This window comes from Streptomyces huiliensis (assembly GCF_020037025.1).
GTDB classification, from domain to species: Bacteria; Actinomycetota; Actinomycetes; order Streptomycetales; family Streptomycetaceae; genus Streptomyces; species Streptomyces huiliensis.
Genome location: NZ_JAIQLH010000123.1, coordinates 1 through 26457, shown reverse-complemented (window position 1 = coordinate 26457; position 26457 = coordinate 1). Strand labels below are relative to the sequence as shown.

General features: G+C 71.2%; 23 protein-coding genes. 20 read left to right on the top strand and 3 right to left on the bottom strand.

Features of this window, described 5'->3' with window-relative positions; all coding sequences use genetic code 11:
• Positions 1-56: 56 nt before the first annotated feature.
• The 9 genes from JNW98_RS21485 (at position 57) to JNW98_RS21445 (ending at position 10312) form a co-directional block, all read left to right on the top strand.
• Positions 57-809, top strand: coding sequence for a YebC/PmpR family DNA-binding transcriptional regulator (locus JNW98_RS21485; protein ID WP_223769891.1), 753 nt, complete (start codon positions 57-59; stop codon positions 807-809).
• Positions 810-949: 140 nt separating this feature from the next.
• Entirely contained in the window at positions 950-1501 is a 552-nt protein-coding gene (gene ruvC, locus JNW98_RS21480) for a crossover junction endodeoxyribonuclease RuvC (protein ID WP_223769890.1), read from the top strand.
• On the top strand, positions 1498-2112 hold the full coding sequence (gene ruvA / locus JNW98_RS21475; RefSeq protein WP_223769889.1) for a Holliday junction branch migration protein RuvA: 615 nt from the start codon (positions 1498-1500) through the stop codon (positions 2110-2112). The genes ruvC and ruvA overlap by 4 nt, the downstream gene beginning before the upstream one ends.
• A gap of 140 nt (positions 2113-2252) precedes the next feature.
• Positions 2253-3332 carry a Holliday junction branch migration DNA helicase RuvB gene (gene ruvB / locus JNW98_RS21470; protein ID WP_223769888.1) on the top strand — a complete coding sequence of 360 codons (1080 nt, stop codon included), beginning with the start codon at positions 2253-2255 and terminating at the stop codon, positions 3330-3332.
• Positions 3333-3496: 164 nt separating this feature from the next.
• A complete protein-coding gene (yajC, locus tag JNW98_RS21465) occupies positions 3497-3997 on the top strand; it encodes a preprotein translocase subunit YajC (RefSeq protein ID WP_223769887.1) in 501 nt (166 codons plus the stop codon).
• 147 nt (positions 3998-4144) lie between these two features.
• Positions 4145-5935 carry a protein translocase subunit SecD gene (secD, locus tag JNW98_RS21460; protein WP_223769886.1) on the top strand — a complete coding sequence of 597 codons (1791 nt, stop codon included), beginning with the start codon at positions 4145-4147 and terminating at the stop codon, positions 5933-5935.
• A 1-nt stretch (position 5936) separates the two neighbouring features.
• Positions 5937-7058, top strand: coding sequence for a protein translocase subunit SecF (gene secF, locus JNW98_RS21455; RefSeq protein ID WP_223769885.1), 1122 nt, complete (start codon positions 5937-5939; stop codon positions 7056-7058).
• Positions 7055-7621 carry an adenine phosphoribosyltransferase gene (locus JNW98_RS21450; RefSeq protein ID WP_223769884.1) on the top strand — a complete coding sequence of 189 codons (567 nt, stop codon included), beginning with the start codon at positions 7055-7057 and terminating at the stop codon, positions 7619-7621. The genes secF and JNW98_RS21450 overlap by 4 nt, the downstream gene beginning before the upstream one ends.
• 156 nt (positions 7622-7777) lie before the next feature.
• Positions 7778-10312, top strand: a complete 2535-nt coding sequence (locus tag JNW98_RS21445) for a RelA/SpoT family protein (protein ID WP_223769883.1) — start codon at positions 7778-7780, stop codon at positions 10310-10312.
• Positions 10313-10370: 58 nt separating this feature from the next.
• Here the strand turns inward: JNW98_RS21445 and JNW98_RS21440 are convergent, their stop codons facing one another.
• The gene (locus JNW98_RS21440) at positions 10371-11600 is read right to left on the bottom strand and encodes a DUF349 domain-containing protein (protein WP_223769882.1); all 1230 of its coding nucleotides are present in this window, start codon (positions 11598-11600) and stop codon (positions 10371-10373) included.
• Between the two features lie 241 nt (positions 11601-11841).
• Positions 11842-12708 (bottom strand): peptidylprolyl isomerase, encoded by an 867-nt coding sequence (locus JNW98_RS21435; RefSeq protein WP_223769881.1) that lies wholly within the window; start codon positions 12706-12708, stop codon positions 11842-11844.
• Positions 12709-12898: 190 nt separating this feature from the next.
• Between JNW98_RS21435 and JNW98_RS21430 the strand changes: the two genes are divergently transcribed.
• From JNW98_RS21430 to JNW98_RS21415, 4 genes are all read left to right on the top strand, one after another.
• The gene (locus tag JNW98_RS21430; protein WP_223769880.1) at positions 12899-13618 is read left to right on the top strand and encodes an MBL fold metallo-hydrolase; all 720 of its coding nucleotides are present in this window, start codon (positions 12899-12901) and stop codon (positions 13616-13618) included.
• Positions 13619-13628: 10 nt separating this feature from the next.
• Positions 13629-14891 carry a histidine--tRNA ligase gene (hisS, locus tag JNW98_RS21425; protein ID WP_223769879.1) on the top strand — a complete coding sequence of 421 codons (1263 nt, stop codon included), beginning with the start codon at positions 13629-13631 and terminating at the stop codon, positions 14889-14891.
• Between the two features lie 58 nt (positions 14892-14949).
• Positions 14950-15609 carry a vitamin K epoxide reductase family protein gene (locus JNW98_RS21420; protein WP_223769878.1) on the top strand — a complete coding sequence of 220 codons (660 nt, stop codon included), beginning with the start codon at positions 14950-14952 and terminating at the stop codon, positions 15607-15609.
• Between the two features lie 83 nt (positions 15610-15692).
• Positions 15693-17042: a replication-associated recombination protein A gene (locus JNW98_RS21415; RefSeq protein ID WP_223769877.1), complete on the top strand. Its 1350-nt coding sequence runs from the start codon at positions 15693-15695 to the stop codon at positions 17040-17042.
• Positions 17043-17281: 239 nt separating this feature from the next.
• Here the strand turns inward: JNW98_RS21415 and JNW98_RS21410 are convergent, their stop codons facing one another.
• A complete protein-coding gene (locus tag JNW98_RS21410; protein ID WP_223769899.1) occupies positions 17282-17983 on the bottom strand; it encodes a DUF2470 domain-containing protein in 702 nt (233 codons plus the stop codon).
• Between the two features lie 188 nt (positions 17984-18171).
• Between JNW98_RS21410 and rpsD the strand changes: the two genes are divergently transcribed.
• The 7 genes from rpsD (at position 18172) to JNW98_RS21375 (ending at position 26288) form a co-directional block, all read left to right on the top strand.
• The gene (gene rpsD, locus JNW98_RS21405) at positions 18172-18786 is read left to right on the top strand and encodes a 30S ribosomal protein S4 (RefSeq protein ID WP_004942368.1); all 615 of its coding nucleotides are present in this window, start codon (positions 18172-18174) and stop codon (positions 18784-18786) included.
• 193 nt (positions 18787-18979) lie between these two features.
• Entirely contained in the window at positions 18980-19426 is a 447-nt protein-coding gene (locus JNW98_RS21400; RefSeq protein ID WP_223769876.1) for a DUF948 domain-containing protein, read from the top strand.
• 7 nt (positions 19427-19433) lie between these two features.
• Positions 19434-19766, top strand: coding sequence for a DUF6167 family protein (locus JNW98_RS21395; protein WP_040888971.1), 333 nt, complete (start codon positions 19434-19436; stop codon positions 19764-19766).
• Positions 19766-22435 (top strand): alanine--tRNA ligase, encoded by a 2670-nt coding sequence (gene alaS / locus JNW98_RS21390; protein WP_223769875.1) that lies wholly within the window; start codon positions 19766-19768, stop codon positions 22433-22435. The genes JNW98_RS21395 and alaS overlap by 1 nt, the downstream gene beginning before the upstream one ends.
• On the top strand, positions 22432-22902 hold the full coding sequence (ruvX, locus tag JNW98_RS21385) for a Holliday junction resolvase RuvX (RefSeq protein ID WP_185946195.1): 471 nt from the start codon (positions 22432-22434) through the stop codon (positions 22900-22902). Before alaS ends, ruvX begins: the two co-directional genes overlap by 4 nt.
• Before the next feature lie 123 nt (positions 22903-23025).
• Positions 23026-25464 carry an endolytic transglycosylase MltG gene (gene mltG, locus JNW98_RS21380; protein WP_308015642.1) on the top strand — a complete coding sequence of 813 codons (2439 nt, stop codon included), beginning with the start codon at positions 23026-23028 and terminating at the stop codon, positions 25462-25464.
• Positions 25461-26288 carry a shikimate dehydrogenase gene (locus tag JNW98_RS21375; protein ID WP_223769874.1) on the top strand — a complete coding sequence of 276 codons (828 nt, stop codon included), beginning with the start codon at positions 25461-25463 and terminating at the stop codon, positions 26286-26288. The genes mltG and JNW98_RS21375 overlap by 4 nt, the downstream gene beginning before the upstream one ends.
• The last annotated feature ends 169 nt before the right edge of the window (positions 26289-26457 follow it).

Below are 26457 nucleotides of genomic sequence, written 5' to 3'. Positions count from 1 at the left end.
TCCCGGTAGGATCTCAGTCGTTCGTTCAGTATGGGTAACGCGAAGGAGACAGGCGGATGTCCGGCCACTCTAAATGGGCTACGACGAAGCACAAGAAGGCCGTGATCGATGCCAAGCGCGGCAAGCTCTTCGCGAAGCTGATCAAGAACATCGAGGTCGCGGCCCGCATGGGCGGCGTCGACATCGACGGCAACCCGACGCTCTACGACGCCATCCAGAAGGCGAAGAAGCAGTCGGTCCCGAACAAGAACATCGACTCCGCGGTCAAGCGCGGTGGCGGCCTGGAGGCGGGCGGCGCCGACTACGAGACGATCATGTACGAGGGCTACGGCCCCAACGGCGTGGCCGTCCTCATCGAGTGCCTCACCGACAACCGCAACCGCGCCGCCGGTGACGTCCGCGTCGCCATGACCCGCAACGGCGGCTCGATGGCCGACCCGGGTTCGGTCTCCTACCTCTTCAACCGCAAGGGCGTCGTGATCGTCCCCAAGGGCGAGCTCACCGAGGACGACGTCCTCGGCGCGGTCCTGGACGCGGGCGCCGAGGAGGTCAACGACCTCGGCGAGAGCTTCGAGGTGCTCAGCGAGGCCACCGACCTGGTCGCGGTCCGCACCGCGCTCCAGGAGGCCGGCATCGACTACGACTCGGCCGAGGCCAACTTCGTCCCCACCATGCAGGTGGAGCTGGACGAGGAGGGCGCGCGCAAGATCTTCAAGCTGATCGACGCCCTGGAGGACAGCGACGACGTGCAGAACGTCTTCGCCAACTTCGACGTCTCCGACGACGTCATGGCGAAGGTCGACGCCTGACCCCCGGTGATCTCCGGCAGTTGACGCCGCCGCCGACGGGCCGACGGGACACCTCCCGTCGGCCCGTCGCGCTGTCGGTCGACGGCGTTGTCAGTGCCGCCCGGTAGCCTGCCGGAACAGTTGACCGAAGGAGGGGCGCGGTGCGCGTGCTGGGGGTGGACCCGGGGCTGACGCGGTGCGGTGTCGGCGTCGTCGAGGGGACGGCGGGACGTCCGCTGCGCATGCTGGGCGTCGGCGTCGTGCGGACTCCCGCCGAGGCGGACACCGCCGAGCGGCTAGTGCTCGTGGAGCGCGGCATAGAGCAGTGGCTGGACGAGCACCGGCCCGAGTACGTGGCCGTCGAGCGCGTCTTCAGCCAGCACAACGTCCGTACGGTCATGGGCACCGCCCAGGCCAGCGCCGTCGCCATGCTGTGCGCCGCCCGCCGCGGGCTGCCCGTCGCGCTGCACACCCCCAGCGAGGTCAAGGCGGCCGTCACCGGCTCGGGCCGGGCCGACAAGGCGCAGGTGGGCTCCATGGTCACCCGGCTGCTCCGGCTCGACGCCCCGCCCAAGCCGGCCGACGCCGCCGACGCGCTCGCCCTCGCCATCTGCCACATCTGGCGGGCCCCGGCCACCGGCCGCCTCCAGCAGGCCGTTGCCGCCCACCGCCGCACCACCGCCCCCGTACGCCTCCCGAAGGGCACCCGATGATCGCCTTCGTCTCCGGCCCCGTCGCCGCCCTCGCCCCGGACACCGCCGTCGTCGAGGTCGGCGGCGTCGGCATGGCCGTCCAGTGCACCCCCAACACCCTGTCCGGCCTGCGCGTGGGAGAGCCCGCGCGGCTGGCCACCTCGCTCGTCGTCCGCGAGGACTCCCTGACGCTCTACGGCTTCGCCGACGACGACGAGCGGCAGACGTTCGAGCTGCTGCAGACCGCGAGCGGGGTCGGGCCGCGGCTCGCGCAGGCCATGCTGGCCGTGCACGCGCCGGACGCGCTGCGGCGGGCGTTCGCCGCGGGTGACGAGAAGGCGCTCACCGCCGTTCCCGGGATCGGGAAGAAGGGGGCCCAGAAGCTGCTGCTGGAGCTCAAGGACCGGCTGGGCGCGCCGGTCGGTTCCGCGCCGGCCGCCGCGGCCGTCTCCTCGGCGCCCGCCGGGTGGCGCGAGCAGCTGCACGCGGCGCTGGTCGGGCTCGGGTACGCGCCGCGCGACGCCGAGGAAGCCGTTGAGGCCGTCGCGCCGCAGGCTGCTGCCGCGGGGGGTGCGCCGCAGGTCGGGCAGCTGTTGCGGGCCGCCTTGCAGACGCTGAACCGGGCCCGGTGAGCGCGGTGGGTTCCGCCCCGGCCCCGCCCTTTCACCGTTTCCCGAGGGGCTTCGCCCCCCGGACCCCCCGCACCGCGCTCCGCGCGGTGTCCTCAAACGCCGGACGGGCTGAACAAGCCCCCAACCGCTAGGTTTCCACCGTGGAGTTCGTACCCCCCGCCGACGAGCGGCTCGTCGGGGCCGTCGCCGATCATGACGACCAGGCCGTCGAAGCCGCCCTGCGGCCCAAGGACCTGGGCGAGTTCATCGGCCAGGAGCGGGTGCGCGAGCAGCTCGACCTGGTGCTGAAGGCGGCCCGGCAGCGCGGTGCCACCGCCGACCACGTCCTGCTCTCCGGCGCCCCGGGGCTCGGCAAGACCACCCTCTCGATGATCATCGCCGCCGAGATGGGCGCCCCCATCCGCATCACCTCGGGCCCCGCCATCCAGCACGCGGGCGACCTCGCGGCGATCCTCTCCTCCCTCACCGAGGGCGAGGTCCTCTTCCTCGACGAGATCCACCGCATGTCCCGGCCCGCCGAGGAGATGCTGTACATGGCGATGGAGGACTTCCGGGTCGACGTGATCGTCGGCAAGGGCCCCGGCGCCACGGCCATCCCCCTGGAGCTGCCGCCCTTCACCCTCGTCGGCGCCACCACGCGTGCCGGCCTGCTGCCGCCTCCGCTGCGCGACCGCTTCGGCTTCACCGGGCACATGGAGTTCTACGCCCCCGCCGAGCTGGAGCGCGTCGTCGGCCGGTCGGCCGGGCTGCTCGACGTGACCATAGACGCGGAGGGAGCCGCCGAGATCGCCGGCCGGTCGCGCGGCACGCCCCGCATCGCCAACCGGCTGCTGCGCCGCGTCCGCGACTACGCCCAGGTGAAGGCCGACGGCCTGATCACCCGCGAGGTCGCGGCGAAGGCCCTGGAGGTGTACGAGGTGGACGCCCGCGGCCTCGACCGGCTGGACCGGGCCGTGCTCACCGCGCTCCTCAAGCTCTTCGGGGGCGGCCCGGTCGGCCTGTCCACGCTGGCCGTGGCCGTCGGCGAGGAGCGGGAGACCGTCGAGGAGGTCGCCGAGCCGTTCCTCGTCCGGGAGGGGCTGCTGGCCAGGACGCCCCGGGGCCGGATCGCGACGCCCGCGGCCTGGGAGCACCTGGGAATGGTGCCGCCGCAGGTCGCCGGGGGTGCGGGCCGGGCTGGCGAAGGCGGGACGGGAGGGAGTTCCCCGTTCGCCGAGTGACGGCGCGGGGACTGGTCCGGCCAGGAACCCGGGTGCCATGCTGGGCGTTGTTCCATTGGTGCGGACTCGCTTAGACTCCGCCGATGCCGTCCGTATGGCACGGCATACCACCCCCGTAGACCAGGCCGCACCCCCAAGCGGTCGTGTGAAGGAAATCCCGTCCCGTGAATATCGTGACTCTCCTGCCGTTCATCGTGCTCATCGGGGCCATGTTCCTGATGACCCGGTCGGCCAAGAACAAGCAGCGCCAGGCTGCGCAGATGCGCGACCAGATGCAGCCGGGCACCGGTGTGCGGACGATCGGCGGCATGTACGCCACCGTCAAGGAGGTCAGCGAGGACTCCGTCCTCCTGGAGGTCGCCCCGGGCGTTCACGCGATCTACGCGAAGAACGCCATCGGTGCCGTCCTGCCGGACGACGAGTACAACCGCATCATCCACGGCATCGAGGGGTCCGACGACGACGCCCCGGTCGTCCCGGACGACCTCTCCTCGCTGAACGAGGAAGCCGGCGAGAAGAAGATCGACCTCGGCAAGGACACCTCCGCCGACGCGAAGGCCGAGGCCGCCGCGAAGGACGAGGCCGGGACGGCCGAGAAGCCCGCGGACGCCACCAAGGCGGAGCCCAAGGACGCCAAGCGGGACGGCGACTCCGACGCGAAGTAGTCCCACCTGGAACCGCGACGCACCCACCGCTCGGTGCGTCGCGGTTCGCTGACGGTCTAGGCTCCGGCGGGGGGCAGGTCCCCACAAACTTCGTGGCCGCCGGGCGAACACCCGACGCCCGGCGGTTGGACAGGGAGAAACGACAAGGTGGCAGCACCGAAGAAGGGCCGCAGGTCCCCGGGCGGCCAGGGCAGGCCGGGCAGAGTCCTGGCCTTCATCCTGATCGCCATGGTGGCGCTCGTCGGGGGAATGTTCGCCTCCGGGCAGACCACCCCCCGCCTGGGCATCGACCTGGCGGGCGGCACGAGCTTCACGCTCGAGGCGAAGAACACGCCGGGCCAGCCCAACGCGATCACCACGACCAACATGAACACGGCCGCGGGCATCATCGAGCGGCGTGTCAACGGTCTCGGCGTGACCGAGTCCGAGGTCCAGACGCAGGGCAAGAAGCACATCATCGTGAACATCCCCAAGGGGACGAACGCGAAGCAGGCCCGTGAGCAGGTCGGCACCACCGCCCAGCTCACCTTCCGCCCGGTGATCGTCGCCGCGCCCGCCGGCAAGCTGCCCGAGCCCACGCCGAGCGCGTCGGCCGGCACCGGCAAGGACAAGGGCGACAAGAGCAAGGACAAGGCGAAGGACGCCGAGAAGGACAAGAAGGACGCCGAGAAGGGCAAGCCCTCCGGCACGCCCACCGCGTCCGCCCCCGGCTCCTCGGCCACCCCGTCCGGGTCCCACACCCAGGGCCGGGCCGTCACGGAGGCCCTGAAGGCCCCGCAGGCGCCCAAGCCGCCCACGCCGTCGCCGAAGCCCTCGGGCGGCGCCGCCAACGACCTGCAGAAGCAGTTCGCCGCCCTGGACTGCTCCACCAAGGAAGCCCGCTCCCAGGCCGCGAAGCAGGCCGGCCGCGCCAAGGACACGGACGAGGTCGTGGTCTGCGACAAGGACGGCCAGGAGAAGCTCCTCCTCGGCCCCGTCGCCGTCAAGGGCGTGGACGTCACCGAGGCCAAGGCCGCCCTCGACACCCAGCGGGCCACCGGCTGGCAGGTCCAGCTGAAGTTCAACGGCAGCGGCGCCAAGAAGTTCGCCGACATCACCGGCAAGCTCGCCGCCAAGCCCGAGCCGCAGAACCGGTTCGCGATCGTCATGGACAACCAGGCGGTCTCCGCCCCCTCCGTGCGCTCCGCCATCCCCGGCGGCAGCGCCGAGATCAGCGGAAACTTCGACCAGTCCAGCGCGGACGACCTCGCCAACATGCTGTCGTACGGTGCCCTGCCGCTGTCCTTCGACGTCGTCACGGAGACCACCGTCTCCGCCGCGCTCGGCGGCGAGCAGCTGCGCGCCGGCCTGATCGCCGGTGCCATCGGCCTCGCGCTCGTCGTGATCTACCTGGTGGTCTACTACCGCGGCCTCGCGCTCGTCGCGCTCGCCAGCCTCGCGGCCTCGGCGGTCCTGACGTACACGATCATGGTCCTGCTCGGGAAGGCCATCGGGTTCGCCCTGAACCTCCCGGCCGTCTGCGGTGCCATCGTCGCCATCGGTATCACCGCCGACTCGTTCATCGTCTACTTCGAGCGGGTCCGGGACGAGATCCGCGACGGCCGCAGCCTGCGCCCCGCCGTGGAGCGCGGCTGGCCGCGCGCCCGCCGGACGATCCTGGTCTCCGACTTCGTGTCCTTCCTCGCCGCCGCGGTGCTCTTCATCGTCACCGTCGGCAAGGTCCAGGGCTTCGCGTTCACCCTCGGTCTGACCACCCTGCTCGACGTCGTCGTGGTCTTCTTCTTCACCAAGCCGCTGATGACGCTCCTCGCCCGCCGCAAGTTCTTCGCGAGCGGCCACCCGTGGTCCGGCCTCGACCCCAAGCGGCTCGGCGCCAAGCCGCCGCTGCGGGCCTCCCGTCGTCGTCCCTCCGCCCCTGTCGACCCGAAGGAGGCGTGAGATGTCACGACTCGGCACCCTCGGCGCCCGGCTCTACCGAGGCGAGGTCGGCTACGACTTCGTCGCCAAGCGGAAGATCTGGTACGGCATCTCGATCCTCATCACCATCACGGCCATCGTCGGCCTGGCGGTGCGCGGCCTGAACATGGGCATCGAGTTCTCCGGCGGCGCGGTCTTCGACACCAAGAAGACCTCGGTCTCGGCGGACGCGGCCAAGCAGGTCGCCGAGGAGGCCTCCGGCCACACGGCGATCGTCCAGAAGACCGGCGACGGCAAGCTGCGCATCCAGGTCAGCGAGCTGACCGAGCAGAAGTCCCGCGCGACGCAGCAGGCCCTGGCCAAGAAGCTGAACGTCTCCACCGACGACATCAACACCGACATCGTCGGCCCCAGCTGGGGTGAGGAGATCGCCAACAAGGCCTGGACGGGCTTGGCGGTCTTCATGGTCCTGGTGGTGATCTACCTCGCCATCGCCTTCGAGTGGCGGATGGCGCTCGCCGCCCTGATCGCCCTCATCCACGACCTCACCATCACCGTGGGCATCTACGCCCTCGTGGGCTTCGAGGTCACCCCGGGTACGGTCATCGGTCTGCTGACCATCCTCGGTTACTCGCTCTACGACACCGTCGTCGTCTTCGACGGCCTCAAGGAGAGCGCGAAGGACCTCACCAAGCAGACCCGCTGGACGTACAGCGAGGTCGCCAACCGTAGCCTCAACGGCACCCTGGTGCGCTCCATCAACACCACGGTCGTCGCCCTGCTCCCGGTCGCCGGTCTGCTGTTCATCGGCGGCGGCTTCCTGGGCGCGGGCATGCTGAACGACATCTCGCTCGCCCTGTTCGTCGGCCTCGCGGCCGGTGCCTACTCGTCGATCTTCATCGCCACCCCGCTGGTCGCCGACCTCAAGGAGCGCGACCCGCAGATGAAGGCCCTCACCCGGCGCGTCCACGCCAAGCGCGCCGCGCAGGCCGCCAAGGCGGACTCGGCGCAGGACGAGGGCGGGCCCCAGGACGCCGACGCCGAGGACGACGAGCCGCAGGACGCGTCCCCGGCCGGTGTGGTCGGCCAGCGCCGGCAGCCGGTGAGCCGCAACCGCGGCGGCCGCGGCGGGAAGCGCCGATGACCGCCTGGGGCGCGGAAGGCGCCGACGAGAGCCTGCGCGAGCTGCTGCTCAGCCGCATCCACGACGTGCCGGACTACCCGAAGCCGGGCGTGGTGTTCAAGGACATCACGCCGCTGCTCGCCGACCCGGAGGCGTTCACCGCCCTCACCGAGGCGTTCGCCGAGCTGTGCGTCCGCCACCGGGTGGACAAGGTCGTCGGCCTGGAGGCCCGCGGCTTCATCCTGGCGGCCCCCGTGGCCGTCCGGGCCCAGGTCGGCTTCGTGCCCGTCCGCAAGGCCGGCAAACTGCCCGGCGCAACCCTGTCGCAGGCGTACGAGCTGGAGTACGGCACGGCGGAGATCGAGATACACGCCGAGGCGTTCACCCCCGGTGACCGGGTCCTGGTCATCGACGACGTCCTGGCCACCGGCGGCACCGCCGAGGCGTCGGTCCAGCTGATCCGCCGGGCCGGGGCCGAGCCCGTCGGCGTCGCCGTCCTGATGGAGCTGGGTTTCCTGCCCGGCCGGGAGCGGCTGGCGAAGGTGCTCGGCGAGGCGCCGGTGGACGCGCTGATCCGCGTCTGAGAAGGCACCGAAGACACGGAGCGGGCCCCGGGGAGAACCCCGGGGCCCGCTCCGTGCGTCCTCGCCCCCGCCGGGCGGGAGGCGGCTCCCCGGCCCGGATCGATACCATGGCAGTCCGGACCTGTTCGGGGACCGGACCCCGCATGAGGAGTGCTCTTGCCAGACAAGGCCCAGCCGCTCTCCCCCAGACTCCGTCCGGGGGCATCCCCAGCGGCACAGCCCGACCAGCCCGCACCGGACGCCGCGGCTGCCGCGGGCACGCCCGAGCCCACGGGCCGCCCGCAGGGCGCGGCCGCGCCCGAGCCCGGAAAGCGGGGACGGCCGCAGGACGCCCCGGGAGGCGGCCTGGTCAAGGAGAGCGCCGGCCCGCGGCCCACGCCGCCGCCCAGCGCCCGCTCCGCCTCCTCCAGCCGCGTCCGCGCCCGCCTCGCCCGGCTGGGCGTGCAGCGGCAGAGCCCGTACAACCCGGTGCTGGAGCCGCTGCTCCGCATCGTCCGCGGGAACGACCCCAAGGCGGACTCGTCCACGCTGCGCCAGATCGAGCGCGCCTACCAGGTCGCCGAGCGCTGGCACCGCGGGCAGAAGCGCAAGAGCGGCGACCCGTACATCACGCACCCGCTCGCCGTGACCACCATCCTGGCCGAGCTGGGCATGGACCCGGCGACCCTGATGGCCGGGCTGCTGCATGACACCGTCGAGGACACCGAGTACGGCCTCGACGACCTCCGCCGCGACTTCGGCGACCAGGTCGCCCTGCTCGTCGACGGCGTCACCAAGCTGGACCGGGTGCAGTTCGGCGAGGCCGCGCAGGCCGAGACGGTCCGCAAGATGGTCGTCGCCATGGCCAAGGACCCCCGGGTCCTGGTGATCAAGCTCGCCGACCGTCTGCACAACATGCGCACCATGCGCTACCTCAAGCGGGAGAAGCAGGAGAAGAAGGCCCGCGAGACGCTGGAGATCTACGCCCCGCTGGCGCACCGGCTGGGCATGAACACCATCAAGTGGGAGCTGGAGGACCTCGCCTTCGCGATCCTCTACCCCAAGATGTACGACGAGATCGTCCGCCTCGTCGCCGAGCGCGCCCCCAAGCGGGACGAGTACCTGGCGATCGTCACCGACGAGGTCCAGGCCGATCTGCGCGCCGCGCGCATCAAGGCCACCGTCACCGGCCGGCCCAAGCACTACTACAGCGTCTACCAGAAGATGATCGTGCGGGGCCGGGACTTCGCCGAGATCTACGACCTGGTGGGCATCCGCGTCCTCGTCGACACCGTCCGCGACTGTTACGCCGCCCTCGGCACGGTGCACGCGCGGTGGAATCCGGTCCCCGGCCGGTTCAAGGACTACATCGCGATGCCCAAGTTCAACATGTACCAGTCGCTGCACACGACGGTCATAGGGCCCAGCGGCAAGCCGGTCGAGCTCCAGATCCGGACGTTCGACATGCACCGCCGCGCCGAGTACGGCATCGCCGCGCACTGGAAGTACAAGCAGGAGGCCGTCGCCGGCGCCTCCAAGATCCGTACGGACGTGCCGAAGAACGCCGGCAAGAACCAGGACACCGTCAACGACATGGCCTGGCTCCGGCAGCTGCTGGACTGGCAGAAGGAGACGGAGGACCCGGGCGAGTTCCTGGAGTCGCTGCGCTTCGACCTCTCCCGCAACGAGGTCTTCGTCTTCACGCCCAAGGGTGACGTCATAGCGCTGCCCGCCGGAGCCACGCCCGTCGACTTCGCCTACGCCGTCCACACCGAGGTCGGTCACCGCACCATAGGGGCCCGGGTCAACGGGCGGCTGGTGCCGCTCGAATCGACCCTGGACAACGGCGACCTGGTCGAGGTCTTCACCTCCAAGGCGCCCGGCGCCGGCCCGTCCCGCGACTGGCTGGGCTTCGTCAAGTCCCCCCGCGCGCGCAACAAGATCCGCGCCTGGTTCTCCAAGGAGCGCCGGGACGAGGCGATCGAGCAGGGCAAGGACGCCATCGCCCGCGCGATGCGCAAGCAGAACCTGCCCATCCAGCGCATCCTCACGGGCGATTCGCTCGTCACCCTCGCGCACGAGATGCGCTACCCCGACATCTCCTCGCTCTACGCGGCCATCGGCGAGGGCCACGTCGCCGCGCAGGGCGTCGTCCAGAAGCTCGTCCAGGCGCTCGGCGGCGAGGACGCGGCGACCGAGGACATCGAGGAGTCGGCGCCCATCCGCGGCCGCTCCAAGCGGCGTTCGTCCGCCGACCCGGGCGTGGTCGTCAAGGGCGTGGACGACGTGTGGGTCAAGCTCGCCCGCTGCTGCACCCCCGTCCCCGGCGACCCGATCATCGGCTTCGTCACCCGCGGCAACGGCATCTCCGTCCACCGGGCGGACTGCGTCAACGTCGACTCGCTCTCGCAGCAGCCCGAGCGGATCCTCGACGTCGAGTGGGCGCCCACCCAGTCGTCCGTCTTCCTCGTCGCCATCCAGGTGGAGGCGCTGGACCGGTCCCGGCTGCTCTCGGACGTCACCCGGGTCCTGTCGGACCAGCACGTCAACATCCTCTCCGCGGCCGTGCAGACCTCCCGCGACCGGGTGGCCACCTCGCGGTTCACCTTCGAGATGGGCGATCCCAAGCACCTCGGGCACGTCCTGAAGGCGGTACGCGGGGTGGAGGGCGTCTACGACGTCTACCGCGTGACGTCGGCCCGCAGGCCGTAGGCCCAGAACGACGGAAGGCCCCCGGCGTCCGCCGGGGGCCTTCGTCATGCGCGACCGCTCAGCCGCCGAACTCCTGCAGGCCCTTCAGCGCCTGGTCCAGCAGCGCCTTGCGGCCCTCCAGCTCCCGGCCGAGCTTCTCGGCCTTGGCGTCGTTGCCCGCGGCGCGCGCCTTGTCGATCTGTGCCTGGAGCTTGTCGACCGCGTCCTGGAGCTGCCCGGTCAGCCCGGCCGCGCGCGCCCGCGCCTCCGGGTTGGTCCGCCGCCACTCGGCCTCCTCGGCCTCATGGATGGCCCGCTCGACGGCGTGCATCCGGCCCTCGATCTTCGGCCGGGCGTCCCGCGGCACGTGGCCGATGGCCTCCCAGCGCTCGTTGATCGAACGGAACGCCGCCCGGGCCGCCTTGAGGTCGGTCACCGGCAGCAGCTTCTCCGCCTCGACGACCAGCTCCTCCTTGAGGGCCAGGTTCCCCTGCTGCTCGGCGTCGCGCTCCGCGAACACCTCGCCGCGCGCCTGGAAGAAGACGTCCTGCGCGCCCCGGAAGCGGGCCCACAGCTCGTCCTCGGCCTCGCGCTGGGCGCGGCCCGCGGCCTTCCAGTCGGCCATCAGCTCGCGGTAGCGGGCGGCGGTGGCACCCCAGTCCGTCGAACCGGACAGCGCCTCGGCCTCGGCGACCAGCTTCTCCTTGACCTTGCGGGCGTCCTCGCGCTGGGCGTCCAGCGAGGCGAAATGGGCCTTGCGCCGCTTGGAGAACGCCGAGCGGGCGTGCGAGAAGCGGTGCCACAGCTCGTCGTCGGTCTTGCGGTCCAGCCGCGGCAGGCCCTTCCAGGTGTCCACCAGGGCGCGCAGCCGCTCGCCGGCGGAACGCCACTGCTCGCTCGCGGCCAGCTCCTCGGCCTCGGCGACCAGCGCCTCCTTGGCCGTCCTGGCCTCGTCCGTCTGCTTCGCCTTGGCCGCCTTGCGCTCCTCGCGGCGCTTGTCGACCGTCTCGACGAGCTTGTCCAACCGCCCGCGCAGCGCGTCCAGATCGCCGACCGCGTGGTGCTCGTCGACCTGCGAGCGCAGGTGGTCGATGGCGGTCATCGCGTCCTTGGCCGACAGGTCGGTGGTCTTGACCCGGCGCTCGAGGAGGCCGATCTCGACGACCAGGCCCTCGTACTTGCGCTCGAAGTAGGCGAGGGCCTCGTCGGGACTCCCCGCCTGCCACGAGCCGACGACCTTCTCGCCGTCGGCGGTACGCACGTACACCGTCCCCGTCTCGTCGACGCGGCCCCACGGGTCGCTGCTCACAGCGCCTCCTCCACATGATGCGGGGGCCGTTCGCGGCCCGCGCGCATCGTCCACAGTTGTCCCCGGCGGAGCCGCGCCCCGCCCGGTCCGGCGGCTTGATCATTTCACTGCGATCGGTGCTGTTTCGGGCGCCTCGCAGCCGCCGGAGCAGGCACCCTACACAACGCCAACATAGGCGACCGGTGGCCCGGCTGTCCGTATCCCGCGACCGAAATTTCGCTGCTCGGCCACGGGTGCGGAATCAGCTCTTCGCCACCGTCGCCTTGTCCACCACCACGGTGGCGTTGGGCGGTCCGTCCGGGGCCCCGCCCTGGATCCCGGCCTTGGCGATCTTGTCGAGGGTCTTGCGGCCCTCGGCGCCGATCGTGCCGACCGGGGTGTAGTCCGGCTGCAGCGGGCTGTCCTTGTAGACCAGGAAGAACTGGCTGCCCGTCGAATGCGGCTGCTGGGTCTTGGCCATGGCGATCGTCCCGGCCGGGTAGATCTTCATCTTCGCCTGCTTGAGCTGCTCGTCCTTCGGCTCCTGGAGCAGCTCGCTCTTGAGGTTCTCCTCGGCGAGCGTGTAGCCGGGGCCGCCCGCGCCGGTGCCCTGCGGGTCGCCGCACTGGAGGACGTAGATGCCCGCGGCCTCACCGGTGAGGCGGTGGCACTTGGTGTGGTCGAAGTACCCCTGGCCCGCCAGGAAGTTCAGCGAGTTGACGGTGTGGGGGGCCTTGGCCGCGTCCAGCTTCAGGTCGATGGACCCGCAGGTGGTCTTGAGGTCCATGGTGTAGGAGGCGGACGTGTCGACCGTCATCGCCGGCTCCGACTTCCACGTCTTCTTCGCGGGGCTGCCGGCCGCCGGCTTGGCGCACGGGTCCGGGCCCTTGGAGGGGGTGGGGAGCTCGCTGGGGGTCGCGTCCGCCGACGCCTTGTCGTCCTTCTTGTCGTCGCCGCCCAGCGCGCCGGCGGCGACCGCCGTACCGCCGGCGGCGATCAGCACGGCGAGGCCGGCCGCGATCAACGCGTTCCGGTTGCGGGCCTTGCGCCGCTGCGCCTCGCGGCGCTGCTGCTGCCGCTCGAACTTCTCCCGTGCGAGCTGCCGCCGCCGCTGCTCGTTACTGACCACCGGGTCGTCTCCTCGTGCCGTCTCGTCCGTCGGAACGCTTGTTGCGAGCGTGCCCGTACCGTATACGGGTTCGCGGCGGCGGAGGTGCCGCCGGTAGGCTCTGAACCGGCATAAACGTGACCGGCGCACCGGCCGGGCACGCCGCGCCGGATCCCTGCCGCACCGAAGCAGGCCGACATTAAGGACGAATGTGCTGATTGCCGGGTTCCCCGCCGGGGCCTGGGGGACCAATTGTTATCTGGTCGCCCCCGCCGCCGGTGAGGAGTGCGTGATCATCGACCCGGGCCACCAGGCCGCCCAGGGCGTCGAGGAAGCACTCAGGAAGCATCGGCTCAAGCCCGTCGCGGTCGTCCTCACCCACGGCCACATCGACCACGTCGCCTCGGTCGTCCCCGTCTGTGGCGCCCACGACGTCCCCGCCTGGATCCACCCCGCCGACCGCTACATGATGAGCGACCCGGAGAAGGCCCTCGGCCGCTCCATCGGCGCCCAGCTCCTCGGCGAGCTGACCGTGGGGGAGCCGGACGACGTCAAGGAGCTCACCGACGGCAGCACGCTGGACCTCGCCGGTCTGGAGTTCACCGTCGCGCACGCGCCCGGCCATACCAAGGGGTCGGTGACCTTCCGGCTGCCCGAAACGAACGACATCCCGTCGGTCTTCTTCTCGGGCGACCTGCTGTTCGCCGGCTCCATCGGACGCACCGACCTGCCCGGCGGTGACCACGCCGAGATACTCGAGTCCCTGGCCCGCGTGTGCCTGCCCCTCGACGACTCGACCGTGGTCCTCTCCGGCCACGGCCCCCAGACCAGCATCGGCCGCGAGCGCGCCACCAACCCGTACCTGCGGGAAGTGGCCCAGGCGCAGTACGGCCCCGGAACCGGCACCCCGGCTCCGCGACGAGGAATGTGACGAAGCTTTCGTGAGCACTTTCAAGGCCCCCAAGGGCACCTACGACCTGACCCCGCCGGACTCGGCGGTCTACCTCGCCGTCCGCGAGGCCATCGCCGCGCCGGTGCGGCGGGCCGGCTACGGCTATGTGGAGACCCCCGGCTTCGAGAACGTCGAGCTGTTCTCCCGCGGCGTCGGCGAATCCACCGACATCGTGACCAAGGAGATGTTCACCCTCACCCAGCGCGGCAAGGAGGCCCTCGCGCTGCGCCCCGAGGGCACCGCCTCCGTGCTGCGCGCCGCGCTGGAGGGCAACCTCCACAAGGGCGGCAACCTCCCGGTCAAGCTCTGGTACTCCGGCTCGTACTACCGCTACGAGCGCCCGCAGAAGGGCCGTTACCGCCACTTCTCGCAGGTCGGCGCCGAGGCCATCGGAGCGGAGGACCCGGCGCTCGACGCCGAGCTGATCATCCTGGCCGTCGACGCGTACAAGTCGCTCGGCCTGAAGAACTTCCGCCTGCTGCTCAACTCGCTGGGCGACAAGGAGTGCCGTCCCGCCTACCGGGCCGCGCTCCAGGACTTCCTGCGCGGTCTCGACCTGGACGACGACACCCGCCGCCGCATCGAGATCAACCCGCTGCGCGTCCTCGACGACAAGCGCGAGGCCGTCCAGAAGCAGCTCGTCGGCGCCCCCATGCTCCGCGACCACCTCTGCGAGGCGTGCAAGGAGTACCACGAGCAGGTGCGCGCGCTGCTGACCGCGGCGGGCGTCGAGTTCGAGGACGACGAGAAGCTGGTGCGCGGCCTGGACTACTACACGCGCACGACCTTCGAGTTCGTCCACGACGGCCTCGGCGCGCAGTCCGCGGTCGGCGGCGGCGGCCGCTACGACGGCCTGTCCGAGATGATCGGCGGCCCGGCCCTGCCGTCCGTCGGCTGGGCGCTGGGCGTCGACCGCACGGTGCTGGCGCTGGAGGCCGAGGGCATCGAGCTCGAACTCCCCGCCGTCACCGAGGTCTACGCCGTGCCGCTCGGCGACGAGGCCCGCCGGGTCCTCTTCGGCGTCGTCACCGAACTCCGCCGGGCCGGCGTCGCCGCCGACTTCGCGTTCGGCGGCAAGGGCCTGAAGAACGCCATGAAGTCGGCCGACCGCTCCGGCGCCCGCTACGCCCTGGTGGCGGGCGAACGGGACCTGGCCGAGGGCGTCGTCCAGCTCAAGGACCTGGGCAGCGGCGAGCAGACCGCCGTCGCGATCGACGCCGTCGTGGGTGAACTCCGCTCCAGGCAGGGCTGATCGGCCCCCGCCTGGTGCAGAATGGGCGCATCGGACGACTGATGGGATCTACGCCGCTATGACGACCTCGGCTCTTGACCGCTCCGACACCGACGGCGCCGAGCGGGACGGGCCCGCCACCGGCGCGGTGGGCGGCAGCCGTGCCTTCGGGCTGCTGCTCGTCATCACCGGTGCCATGGGGCTGCTGGCCGCCTGGGTCATCACGCTCGACAAGAACAAGATCCTTGAGGCCAAGGCGAACGGGAAGACCTACACCCCCGGGTGCAGCCTCAACCCGATCGTCTCCTGCGGCAACATCATGGAGAGCGAGCAGGCCCACGCCTTCGGGTTCCCCAACCCGATGCTCGGCCTGGTCTGCTACGGCGCGATCATCGCGATCGGCCTGGCGGTGCTCTCCGGCGCCCGCTTCCCGCGCTGGTACTGGCTGGGCATGCAGGCCGGCACCCTCTTCGGCGTCGGCTTCTGCACCTGGCTCCAGTACGAGTCGCTGTACGTCATCGGCTCGCTCTGCCTGTGGTGCTGCCTCGCCTGGGTCGCCACCATCGTGATGTTCTGCTACGTCACCGTGCAGAACATCCGGCACCGCTTCATCCCGCTGCCGAACGCGGTGCGGGGCGCGGTGCTGGAGTTCCACTGGGTGGTGCCGGTGCTGTGGATCGGCGTCATCGGGCTGGCGATCCTGACGAACTGGTGGTCGTTCTGGACGGGCCAGTCCTGAGCCTGCCTCTCTGACCAGCTTCAACGCCGCCGGACGGTTACCGTCCGGCGGCGTTGTCAGTGGGGTGGCATAGGGTTTCGGACGTGGAACCCGACCTGTTCACCGCCGCAGAAGAGGACCGCCGGGAGAAAGACCCGTCGAGCAGTCCCCTGGCCGTCCGCATGCGCCCCCGCACCCTCGACGAGGTCGTCGGACAGGGCCATCTGCTGAAGCCCGGGTCGCCGCTGCGCCGACTGGTCGGCGAGGCGAGCGGCGGGCCCGCCGGGCCCTCGTCGGTGATCCTCTGGGGGCCGCCCGGCATCGGCAAGACGACCCTCGCGTACGTCGTCAGCCAGGCCACCAACAAGCGCTTCGTCGAGTTGTCCGCGATCACCGCCGGGGTCAAGGAGGTCCGGGCCGTCATCGACGGCGCCCGCCGGGCCTCCGGCGGCTACGGCAAGGAGACCGTCCTCTTCCTCGACGAGATCCACCGCTTCAGCAAGGCCCAGCAGGACTCGCTGCTCCCCGCCGTCGAGAACCGCTGGGTCACTCTGATCGCCGCCACCACCGAGAACCCCTACTTCTCGATCATCTCCCCGCTGCTCTCCCGCTCCCTGCTCCTGACCCTCCAGGCGCTCACCGACGACGACCTGCGCGGGCTGCTGCACCGCGCGGTGGCGGACGAGCGCGGGCTCGGCGGCGCGGTGACGCTGCCCGACGACGCGGAGGCGCACCTGCTGCGGATCGCTGGCGGCGACGCGCGGCGGGCGCTGACCGCCCTGGAGGCGGCGGCGGGGGCCGCGCTCGACAAGGGCGAGAGCGAGATCACCCTGTCGACGCTGGAGGAGACGGTCGACCGGGCCGCGGTGAAGTACGACCGCGACGGCGATCAGCACTACGACGTCGCGAGCGCTCTCATCAAGTCCATCCGGGGGTCGGATGTCGACGCCACCCTGCATTACCTCGCCCGGATGATCGAGGCGGGGGAGGATCCTCGGTTCATCGCGCGGCGGCTGATGATCTCCGCCAGTGAGGACATCGGGCTCGCCGATCCCACGGCTCTGCAGACCGCCGTCGCCGGGGCGCAGGCCGTCGCCCTGATCGGTTTTCCCGAGGCGCGGATCACTCTCTCGCAGGTGGCCATCGCGCTGGCCTTGGCGCCGAAGTCGAATGCGGCTTATCTCGCCATCGACGCGGCCCTGGCCGATGTGCGGGCGGGGCTCGCCGGGCCGGTGCCCGCGCATCTGCGGGACGGGCATTACAAGGGGGCCGCGAAGCTGGGGCATGGGGAGGGGTATCAGTACCCCCACGATCTGCATGGGGGGATCGCGGCTCAGCAGTACGCGCCTGATGCGGTGCACGGGAAGCGGTATTACTCGCCTACTCGGCATGGGGCGGAGGGGCGGTACGCGGAGGTGGTGGAGCGGGTGCGGGAGCGTTTGCGGGGGGAGTGAGCCCCAGCCCCGCCCTTTCACCGTTTCTTGCGGGGAGGGCCCCGCACCCCCGAAACCGCGCTCCGCGCGGTTGTCCTCAATCGCCGGACGGGCTGGATGGTGCCTGAGGTGGCACTTTCAGCCCGTTGGGGGTGCCCCCTCTGGGGGAGTTTGAGGACGAGCGGCGGAGCCGCGATCAGCGGGGTCTGGGGCGCAGCCCCAGGAATCGGCGAAGGGGCGGGACCGGGGCACCCCACCCCTCATTCCCCCGCCGCGTCGAACAGACGGTGCATCTCCCGCCGCAACCCCGCCACATCCCGCACGGGCTCGGGGAACTCGAACCGCGCGTCGAACGACCGCTCGGCCGGGCTGCCGGAGCCGTCCCGCGTGAAGCGGACGCGGAAGCCGAAGCGGTCCAGAGCCAGCGGTACGGCGGCGCCCGTGTCCTGCCGCCGGGCGTCAAGCAGGCGCCACAACCCCTGCACCTGATCCCCGTGCCCCGCATGGAGATGCTGGAGCAGCTCCGCCTCGTACTCCACCAGCGGATCGGGCGCGGCGCCCGCGAAGTCGTCGGGGGAGACGGTCTCGATGCCCCAGAGGTCGTCCACGGAGATGTCGCCGAGCTCCAGCCGCAGCATCATGCGGCCGGGCTCGGTGACGCCGGGGACGCAGGTGAGCCAGCCGGAGAGCCAGGCGCGGCCGCGGATGCGGTTGGGGACGGAGACCGGGGCCACGTCGGTGAGCTCCAGGACGGCGGGGAGGTCGTCGTCCTCGGCGTGGGTCGCCGCGCGGACGACGGGGGAGTCGGCCGGGTGGACGAGGTAGACGTCGCCGTCGGGGCCGACGGTCCGTACTTCGGGGGCGAGGAGGTCGGAGCGGCCGGCGTCCAGGCCGGGAACGAGCAGTACCGCCGAGCATGTACTCTGTACGAGAGTTCGTGTGCGCTCGGCTGCTGACGGCAGCCGGGCGGTTTCAAGTCCGCTGGGACGCGGCTGACCACGATCTGATCGGACCTCCGTCGTACCGGCGCCATCAGTTGCGTCGGCCTTCTTCGTGCTGTCCGTGACGTGACTGGTGTTCCCCGGGCGAGACATGCGATCTCCTTGAGTAAGGTGAGCCTAACCTAACCTATTTCGGAGGTCTGGAGAACGTGCCTAACCAGTCGCGTCCCAAGGTCAAGAAGTCTCGTGCGCTCGGCATCGCCCTGACGCCCAAGGCCGTCAAGTACTTCGAGGCCCGTCCCTACCCGCCGGGCGAGCACGGCCGCGGCCGCAAGCAGAACTCGGACTACAAGGTCCGTCTGCTCGAGAAGCAGCGTCTGCGCGCGCAGTACGACATCAGCGAGCGCCAGATGGCGCGCGCCTACGACCGTGCCAAGAAGGCCGAGGGCAAGACCGGCGAGGCGCTGGTCATCGAGCTCGAGCGTCGTCTGGACGCCCTGGTCCTGCGTGCCGGCATCGCCCGCACCATCTACCAGGCCCGCCAGATGGTCGTCCACGGCCACATCGAGGTCAACGGCAAGAAGGTCGACAAGCCGTCCTTCCGCGTCCGTCCCGACGACGTCGTGATGGTCCGCGAGCGCAGCCGCGCCAAGCACCCCTTCCAGGTCGCCCGCGAGGGTGGCTACGCGGGTGAGGGCGAGACCCCGCGCTACCTGCAGGTCAACCTGCAGGCCCTGGCGTTCCGCCTGGACCGCGACCCGAACCGCAAGGAGATCCCGGTCATCTGCGACGAGCAGCTCGTCGTCGAGTACTACGCCCGATAAGTCGGCCGTAGGACCCTCCTTCACGCCCGGCCCGCCGTCCCCCCGCCCTCGTGGCGGCGGGGCGGCGGGCCGCCGCGTTTTCCGGGGCGCTCCGGGCCTCGAAACGGAGTACGGGCCGCCACCCACGGCGCGATAAGGTCGGTACCCGACGTTTCATTACGTGTGACCAGCGATGACAGCAGGGAGCGGTGCAGTGTCCGGTGGAGAGGTGGCCGGGATCCTCGTGGCCGTCTTCTGGGCGATCCTGGTGTCCTTCATCGCCCTCGTCCTGGTACGGCTCGCGCAGACGCTGAAAGCGGCCACCAAGCTGGTCGCCGACGTCACCGAACAGGCCGTGCCGCTGCTGGCCGACGCCTCGGCGACCGTCCGGTCCGCGCACACCCAGCTCGCCCGCGTCGACTCGATCGCCGCGGACGTCCAGGAGGTCACCGCCAACGCCTCCGCGCTGTCGTCCACCGTCTCCTCCGCCTTCGGCGGACCGCTGGTGAAGGTCGCCGCCTTCGGCTACGGCGTGCGGCGGGCGATCGGGCGCAAGGGCGCCCCCGCCGAACCCGAGCGCACCGTGGTCACCGGCCGGAGCGTCGGCAAGAAACTGCCGTCCGCCCGGCGCGGCGGCCGTCGTACCCGTGGGAAGGGCTGATCCGGAAATGTTCCGCCGTGCTTTTTGGTTCACCACCGGGGTGGCCGCCGGAGTGTGGGCCACCACCAAGGTGAACCGCACCCTGGACAAGCTCACCCCCGAGAGCCTCGCGCTCCAGGCGGCCGACCGGGCCGTGCTCGCCGGCCGCCGCGTCAAGCACTTCGCGCTCGACGTCCGCGACGGCATGGCGCACCGCGAGGCGGCGCTCAAGGACGCGCTCGGCCTCACCGCCGCACCGGAGCCGGAGGAGGCCCGGGCGCTGCCCGCCGGACGGCCGCACCTCGTCGTCGTCGAACCCACCCATCCCCACCACTCGCTGACCCGGAAAGAGGACCACTGATGGAGTCCGCTGAAATCCGCCGCCGCTGGCTGCGCTTCTTCGAAGAGCGTGGGCACACCGTCGTGCCGTCGGCGTCGCTCATCGCGGACGACCCGACGCTGCTCCTCGTGCCCGCGGGCATGGTGCCCTTCAAGCCCTACTTCCTGGGTGAGGTCAAGCCGCCGTTCAGCCGCGCCACCAGCGTGCAGAAGTGCGTCCGCACGCCGGACATCGAGGAGGTCGGCAAGACCACCCGGCACGGCACGTTCTTCCAGATGTGCGGCAACTTCTCCTTCGGCGACTACTTCAAGGAGGGCGCGATCAAGCTCTCCTGGGAGCTGCTGACCTCGTCCGTCGCCGACGGCGGCTACGGCCTCGACCCCGAGAAGCTCTGGATCACCGTCTACCAGGACGACGACGAGGCCGAGCGGATCTGGCGGGACACCGTCGGCGTCCCCGCCGAGCGCATCCAGCGCCTGGGCAAGAAGGACAACTTCTGGTCCATGGGCGTCCCCGGCCCCTGCGGCCCCTGCTCCGAGATCAACTACGACCGCGGCCCCGAGTTCGGCGCCGAGGGCGGCCCGGCCGTCAACGACGAGCGGTACGTGGAGATCTGGAACCTGGTCTTCATGCAGTACGAGCGGGGTGCCGGCGACGGCAAGGAGGACTTCCCGATCCTCGGCGACCTCCCCGCCCAGAACATCGACACCGGCCTCGGCCTCGAGCGCCTCGCGATGATCCTCCAGGGCGTCCGGAACATGTACGAGACCGACACCCTGCGCGTCGTCATCGACAAGGCCACCGAGCTCACCGGCGTCGCCTACGGCAAGGCCGACGCCTCCGACGTCTCGCTGCGCGTGGTCGCCGACCACATGCGCACGTCCGTGATGCTCATCGGCGACGGCGTCACCCCCGGCAACGAGGGCCGCGGCTACGTCCTGCGCCGCATCATGCGCCGCGCCATCCGCAACATGCGGATGCTGGGCGCCACCGGCCCGGTCGTCGCCGACCTCCTCGACGTGATCATCAACACGATGGGGCAGCAGTACCCCGAGCTCGTCGAGGACCGCAAGCGCATCGAGACCGTCGCGCTCGCCGAGGAGGCCGCCTTCCTCAAGGCCCTCAAGGGCGGCACCAACATCCTCGACACCGCCGTCACCGAGACCAAGGCCGCCGGCGGCACGGTCCTCTCCGGCGACAAGGCGTTCCTGCTCCACGACACCTGGGGCTTCCCGATCGACCTCACCCTGGAGATGGCCGCCGAGCAGGGCCTCGCCGTGGACGAGGACGGCTTCCGCCGCCTGATGAAGGAGCAGCGGGACCGCGCCAAGGCCGACGCCAAGGCCAAGAAGACCGGCCACGCCGACCTCTCCGCCTACCGCGAGGTCGCCGACACCGCCGGTGCCACCGACTTCACCGGCTACACCCTCACCGAGAACGAGGCCACCGTCGTCGGCCTGCTCGTCGACGGCGTGCCGTCGCCGGCCGCCTCCGAGGGCGACGAGGTCGAGATCGTCCTCGACCGTACGCCGTTCTACGCCGAGGGCGGTGGCCAGCTGGCCGACCAGGGGCGTATCAAGCTGCACAACGGTGCCGTGGTCGAGATCCGTGACGTGCAGAAGCCCGTCCCGGGTGTCAACGTCCACAAGGGTGTCGTGCAGGTGGGCGAGGTGACGGTCGGCGCCTCGGCGTACGCCGTCATCGACGTCAAGCGCCGCCGGGCCATCGCCCGCGCCCACAGCGCCACCCACCTGACCCACCAGGCGCTGCGCGACGCGCTCGGCCCGACGGCCGCCCAGGCCGGTTCGGAGAACTCGCCGGGCCGCTTCCGCTTCGACTTCGGCTCCCCGACCGCCGTGCCCGGCACCGTCCTCACCGACGTCGAGCAGCGGATCAACGAGGTCCTCTCCCATGAGCTCGACGTCCACGCCGAGGTCATGAGCCTGGACGAGGCCAAGAAGTCCGGCGCCATCGCCGAGTTCGGCGAGAAGTACGGCGAGCGGGTACGCGTCGTGACCATCGGCGACTTCTCCAAGGAGCTGTGCGGCGGTACGCACGTCGCCAACACCGCCCAGCTGGGTCTGGTGAAGCTGCTCGGCGAGTCCTCGATCGGCTCCGGCGTGCGCCGCGTCGAGGCCCTGGTCGGCGCCGACGCGTACGACTTCCTGGCCAAGGAGCACACGGTCGTCGCCCAGCTCACCGAGCTGGTCAAGGGCCGTCCGGAGGAGCTGCCGGAGAAGATCTCGGGCATGCTCGCCAAGCTCCGGGACGCCGAGAAGGAGATCGAGCGCTACCGCGCCGAGAAGGTGCTCCAGGCCGCCGCCGGGCTGGCCGAGGGCGCCCGGGACGTGCACGGGATCGCCGTGGTCACCGGCACCGTGCCGGACGGCACCGGCGCCGACGACCTGCGCAAGCTGGTCCTCGACGTCCGCGGCCGGATCCAGGGCGGCCGCCCGGCCGTCGTCGCGCTGTTCACCGTGGCCAACGGCCGCCCGCTGACCGTCATCGCCACCAACGAGGCCGCCCGCGAGCGCGGCCTCAAGGCCGGCGACCTGGTCCGTACGGCCGCCAAGACGCTCGGCGGCGGCGGTGGCGGCAAGCCGGACGTCGCCCAGGGCGGCGGCCAGAACCCGGAGGCCGTGGCCGACGCCATCGCCGCCGTGGAGCGCCTCGTGGCGGAAGCGGCCTGACCGTGCGACGTGGCAGACGCATCGCCGTCGACGTCGGGGACGCCCGGATCGGGGTCGCCTCGTGCGACCCCGACGGGATCCTCGCCACACCGGTCGAGACCGTGCCCGGACGGGACATCCCGCAGGCCCACAAGCGGCTCGCGGCGATCGTCGCGGAGTACGAGCCCGTCGAGGTCGTCGTCGGCCTGCCCCGCTCCCTCAAGGGGGGAGAGGGGCCGGCCGCGGCCAAGGTGCGCACGTTCGCCAAGGAGATGGCCCGGCGCGTCGCGCCGGTGCCCGTCCGGCTGGTGGACGAGCGGATGACCACGGTCACCGCGGCCCAGGGGCTGCGCGCGTCCGGGGTCAACACCAAGAAGGGGCGGTCCGTCGTCGACCAGGCGGCGGCCGTGATCATCCTGCAGAACGCCCTGGAGACCGAAAGGACGTCGGGGCGCCCTCCGGGCGAACCCGTCGAAGTGGTCATCTGATCGCGATACGGTAACCTTCCGCGCGACATGGCAGCTCGTTCGAACGCCATCCCTACAGGACCAGACGATCGGACCCGCGCCCTCCGGGGCGCCCGGCTGCCGCTGTGCGGCTCTAGGGGATAGATGACTGAGTACGGCCGGGGTTCCGGCTCCCAACCGTGGAATCCCGGCGACCCCCAGCACGGGGACCCGGGGTACGAGGGTCAGCAGCATCCGCCGCAGCAGCAGCCGTACTACGGTCAGCAGCACCACCCCGACCAGCACCATCCCGACCAGCGCTTCCCCGAGCAGCAGCAGTACGGCTGGGAGCAGTCGTCGCAGGGCGGTGGGGGCCACTACGGTGACCCCCACTCCGCTTCCCGGCAGCAGTACGGGCAGCAGGGCCAGGCGGGCCCGTCGGACGGGGGCTACCCCGGCGGCTCCGACGGGGCCGGCGCCTACTACGGGACGGGCGGCGGCTATCCGGGGCAGGACGGGCAGTCCTACGACACGGGTCAGCACCCGCACGTCCAGCAGCAGACGTACGACACCGGTCAGCATCCGCAGCCCGGTGGACAGCAGATGTACGACACGGGCCGGCACCCCCAGCCGTCGTACGACACGGGCCAGCACCCCCAGCAGGCGTACGACACCGGTCAGCACCCGCAGCAGTCCTATGACACGGGTCAGCACCCGCATCCGTCGTACGACACCGGGCAGCACCCCCAGCAGGCGTACGACACCGGTCAGCACCCGCAGCAGTCCTACGACACCGGTCAGCACCCGCAGCAGTCCTATGACACGGGTCAGCACCCGCATCCGTCGTACGACACCGGGCAGCACCCCCAGCAGGCGTACGACACCGGTCAGCACCCGCAGCAGTCCTACGACACCGGTCAGCACCCGCAGCAGTCCTATGACACGGGTCAGCACCCGCATCCGTCGTACGACACCGGGCAGCACCCCCAGCAGGCGTACGACACCGGTCAGCACCCGCAGCAGTCCTACGACACCGGTCAGCACCCGCAGCAGTCCTATGACACGGGTCAGCACCCGCATCCGTCGTACGACACCGGGCAGCACCCCCAGCAGGCGTACGACACCGGTCAGCACCCGCAGCAGTCCTACGACACCGGTCAGCACCCGCAGCAGTCCTATGACACGGGTCAGCACCCGCATCCGTCGTACGACACCGGGCAGCACCCCCAGCAGGCGTACGACACCGGTCAGCACCCGCAGCAGTCCTACGACACCGGTCAGCACCCGCGCCCGGGCGAGCAGCGCGTGCCGCAGCAGGCGCCCGCCAAGGAGCCGCACGAGGAGTGGCTGGAGGAGTCCTCCGGCGAGCACTCCCTGCTCTCCAAGTCCGCCGCGGCCCCGGCCCCCCGCTCGTCGCCGGCCATAGACCTCCTCCCTGGCGGCGTCGCGGACGCCGACGAGGCCGACGAGGAAGACGACGCCCCGCGCCGGGGCCGGCGCGGCGGCGGCTCCGGCGGCAAGGGCAAGAAGCAGCCCAAGCGCCGCAGCGGCACGGCCTGCCTGGTCGTCGCGGTGGTGCTGGTCGGCGCCGTGGGCGGCCTCGGCTACCTCGGCTACGACTACTGGGAGACCAACTACGGCCCCGCGCCCGACTACGACGGCCAGGGCACCGGCTCGGTGCAGGTGGAGATCCCCAAGGGCGCCGGGCTCACCCAGATGGGTGATCTGCTCCAGAAGAACGGCGTGGTCAAGAGCGCCCGGGCGTTCACCGAGGCGGCGGGCACCAAGCTCATCCAGCCCGGCACGTACACCCTGCACAAGGAGATGTCGGCCGAGTCCGCCGTCACGATGATGACGGACACCAAGAACCTGCTGACCATCCGCGAGGGCATCCGGGCCGCCGAGGTCTACGGCAGCATCGACAAGAAGCTGGAGCTCAAGCCGGGCACCACCAAGGACGTCGCCAAGGCCCAGGCGAAGAACCTGGGACTGCCCGACTGGGCGACCGCCGACCCGAACGTCAAGGACCCCCTGGAGGGCTTCCTCTTCCCCTCGCAGTACAACGCGGGCAAGGGCACCAAGCCGGAGGAGATCCTCGGGCAGATGGTCAAGCGGGCGAAGGCCAACTACGAGCAGCAGGACCTGGAGGGCAAGGCCAAGGAACTGGGCCTGAAGTCCCCGCTCCAGGTCATCACCGTCGCCAGCCTCGTCCAGGTCGAGGGCAAGTACAAGCACGACTTCGACAAGATCGCCCGCGTCGTCTACAACCGGCTCAAGCCGGACAACAAGGAGACGTACGGCCTGCTGGACTTCGACTCCACGGTCAACTACGCCAAGAGCCAGAGCACGCTCGACATCGGCTCCGTCAACGACCTGCGCAAGTTCAAGGACCCGTACAACACCTACAACATCAAGGGCCTGCCGCCCGGGCCGATCAGCAACCCCGGCATGGACGCCCTGAAGTCGGCGCTGGAACCGGCCTCCGGCCCCTGGTACTACTTCGTCTCGATCAACGAGGACAAGACGCTGTTCGCGGTGACCAACGCGGAGCACAACAGGAACCGGGAGCAGTACCGGCAGGAGCACGGAAAGACCGGCCAATGACCACACGCCACCGCGCGGCCGTCCTCGGCTCGCCCATCGCCCACTCGCTCTCCCCGGTCCTGCACCGCGCCGCCTACGCCGCGCTCGGCCTGGGGGAGTGGACGTACGACCGGTACGAGATCGACGAGGCCGCGCTGCCGGCGTTCGTCGAGCGGATGGACGGCAGCTGGGCCGGCCTCTCGCTGACCATGCCGCTCAAGCGGGCGATCATCCCGCTGCTGGACGAGGTCAGCGACACCGCCCGCTCCGTCGAGGCCGTCAACACCGTCCTCGTCGGCGCGGACGGCCGGCTCACCGGCGACAACACCGACATCCCCGGCCTGGTCGCCGCCCTGCGCGAGCGCGGCGTGGAGAAGACCGACCGGGCGGCCGTGCTGGGCGCCGGGGCCACCGCCTCCTCGGCGCTCGCCGCGCTGGCCGGGATCTGCGCCGGCGAGGTCACCGCCTACGTGCGCAGCGCCGAGCGGGCCGCAGAGATGCGGCAGTGGGGCGAACGGCTCGGCGTCGCCGTCCGCACCGCCGACTGGTCCCGCGCGGCCGAGGCGTTCGAGGCCCCGCTGGTCATCGCCACCACCCCGGCGGGGGCCACGGACGCCCTCGCGGCCGCCGTCCCCGACCACCCCGGCACCCTCTTCGACGTGCTCTACGAGCCCTGGCCGACACCGCTGGCGGCGGCCTGGGCGGCGGGCGGCGGCACGGTGCTGGGCGGCCTCGACCTGCTCGTCCACCAGGCGGTGCTCCAGGTCGAACGGATGACGGGCGTCCCGACGGCACCGCTGGCCGCCATGCGTGCCGCGGGAGAGGCCGCGCTCGCGGCCCGCTGACCGTCGCCGGCGTCCTGGGAACGGGCGGAAAACGTCCGGCACCCGGACCGGCGCCGGGATACGGCCGCGACCATGGGAGGATCGGGGGCGGCGGACCGTACCACGGGTCGGTCGCGCCGCCGCACGTTCCGAGGCGCGAGCAAGAGGAGTTCCGTTGAGCAGGTTGCGC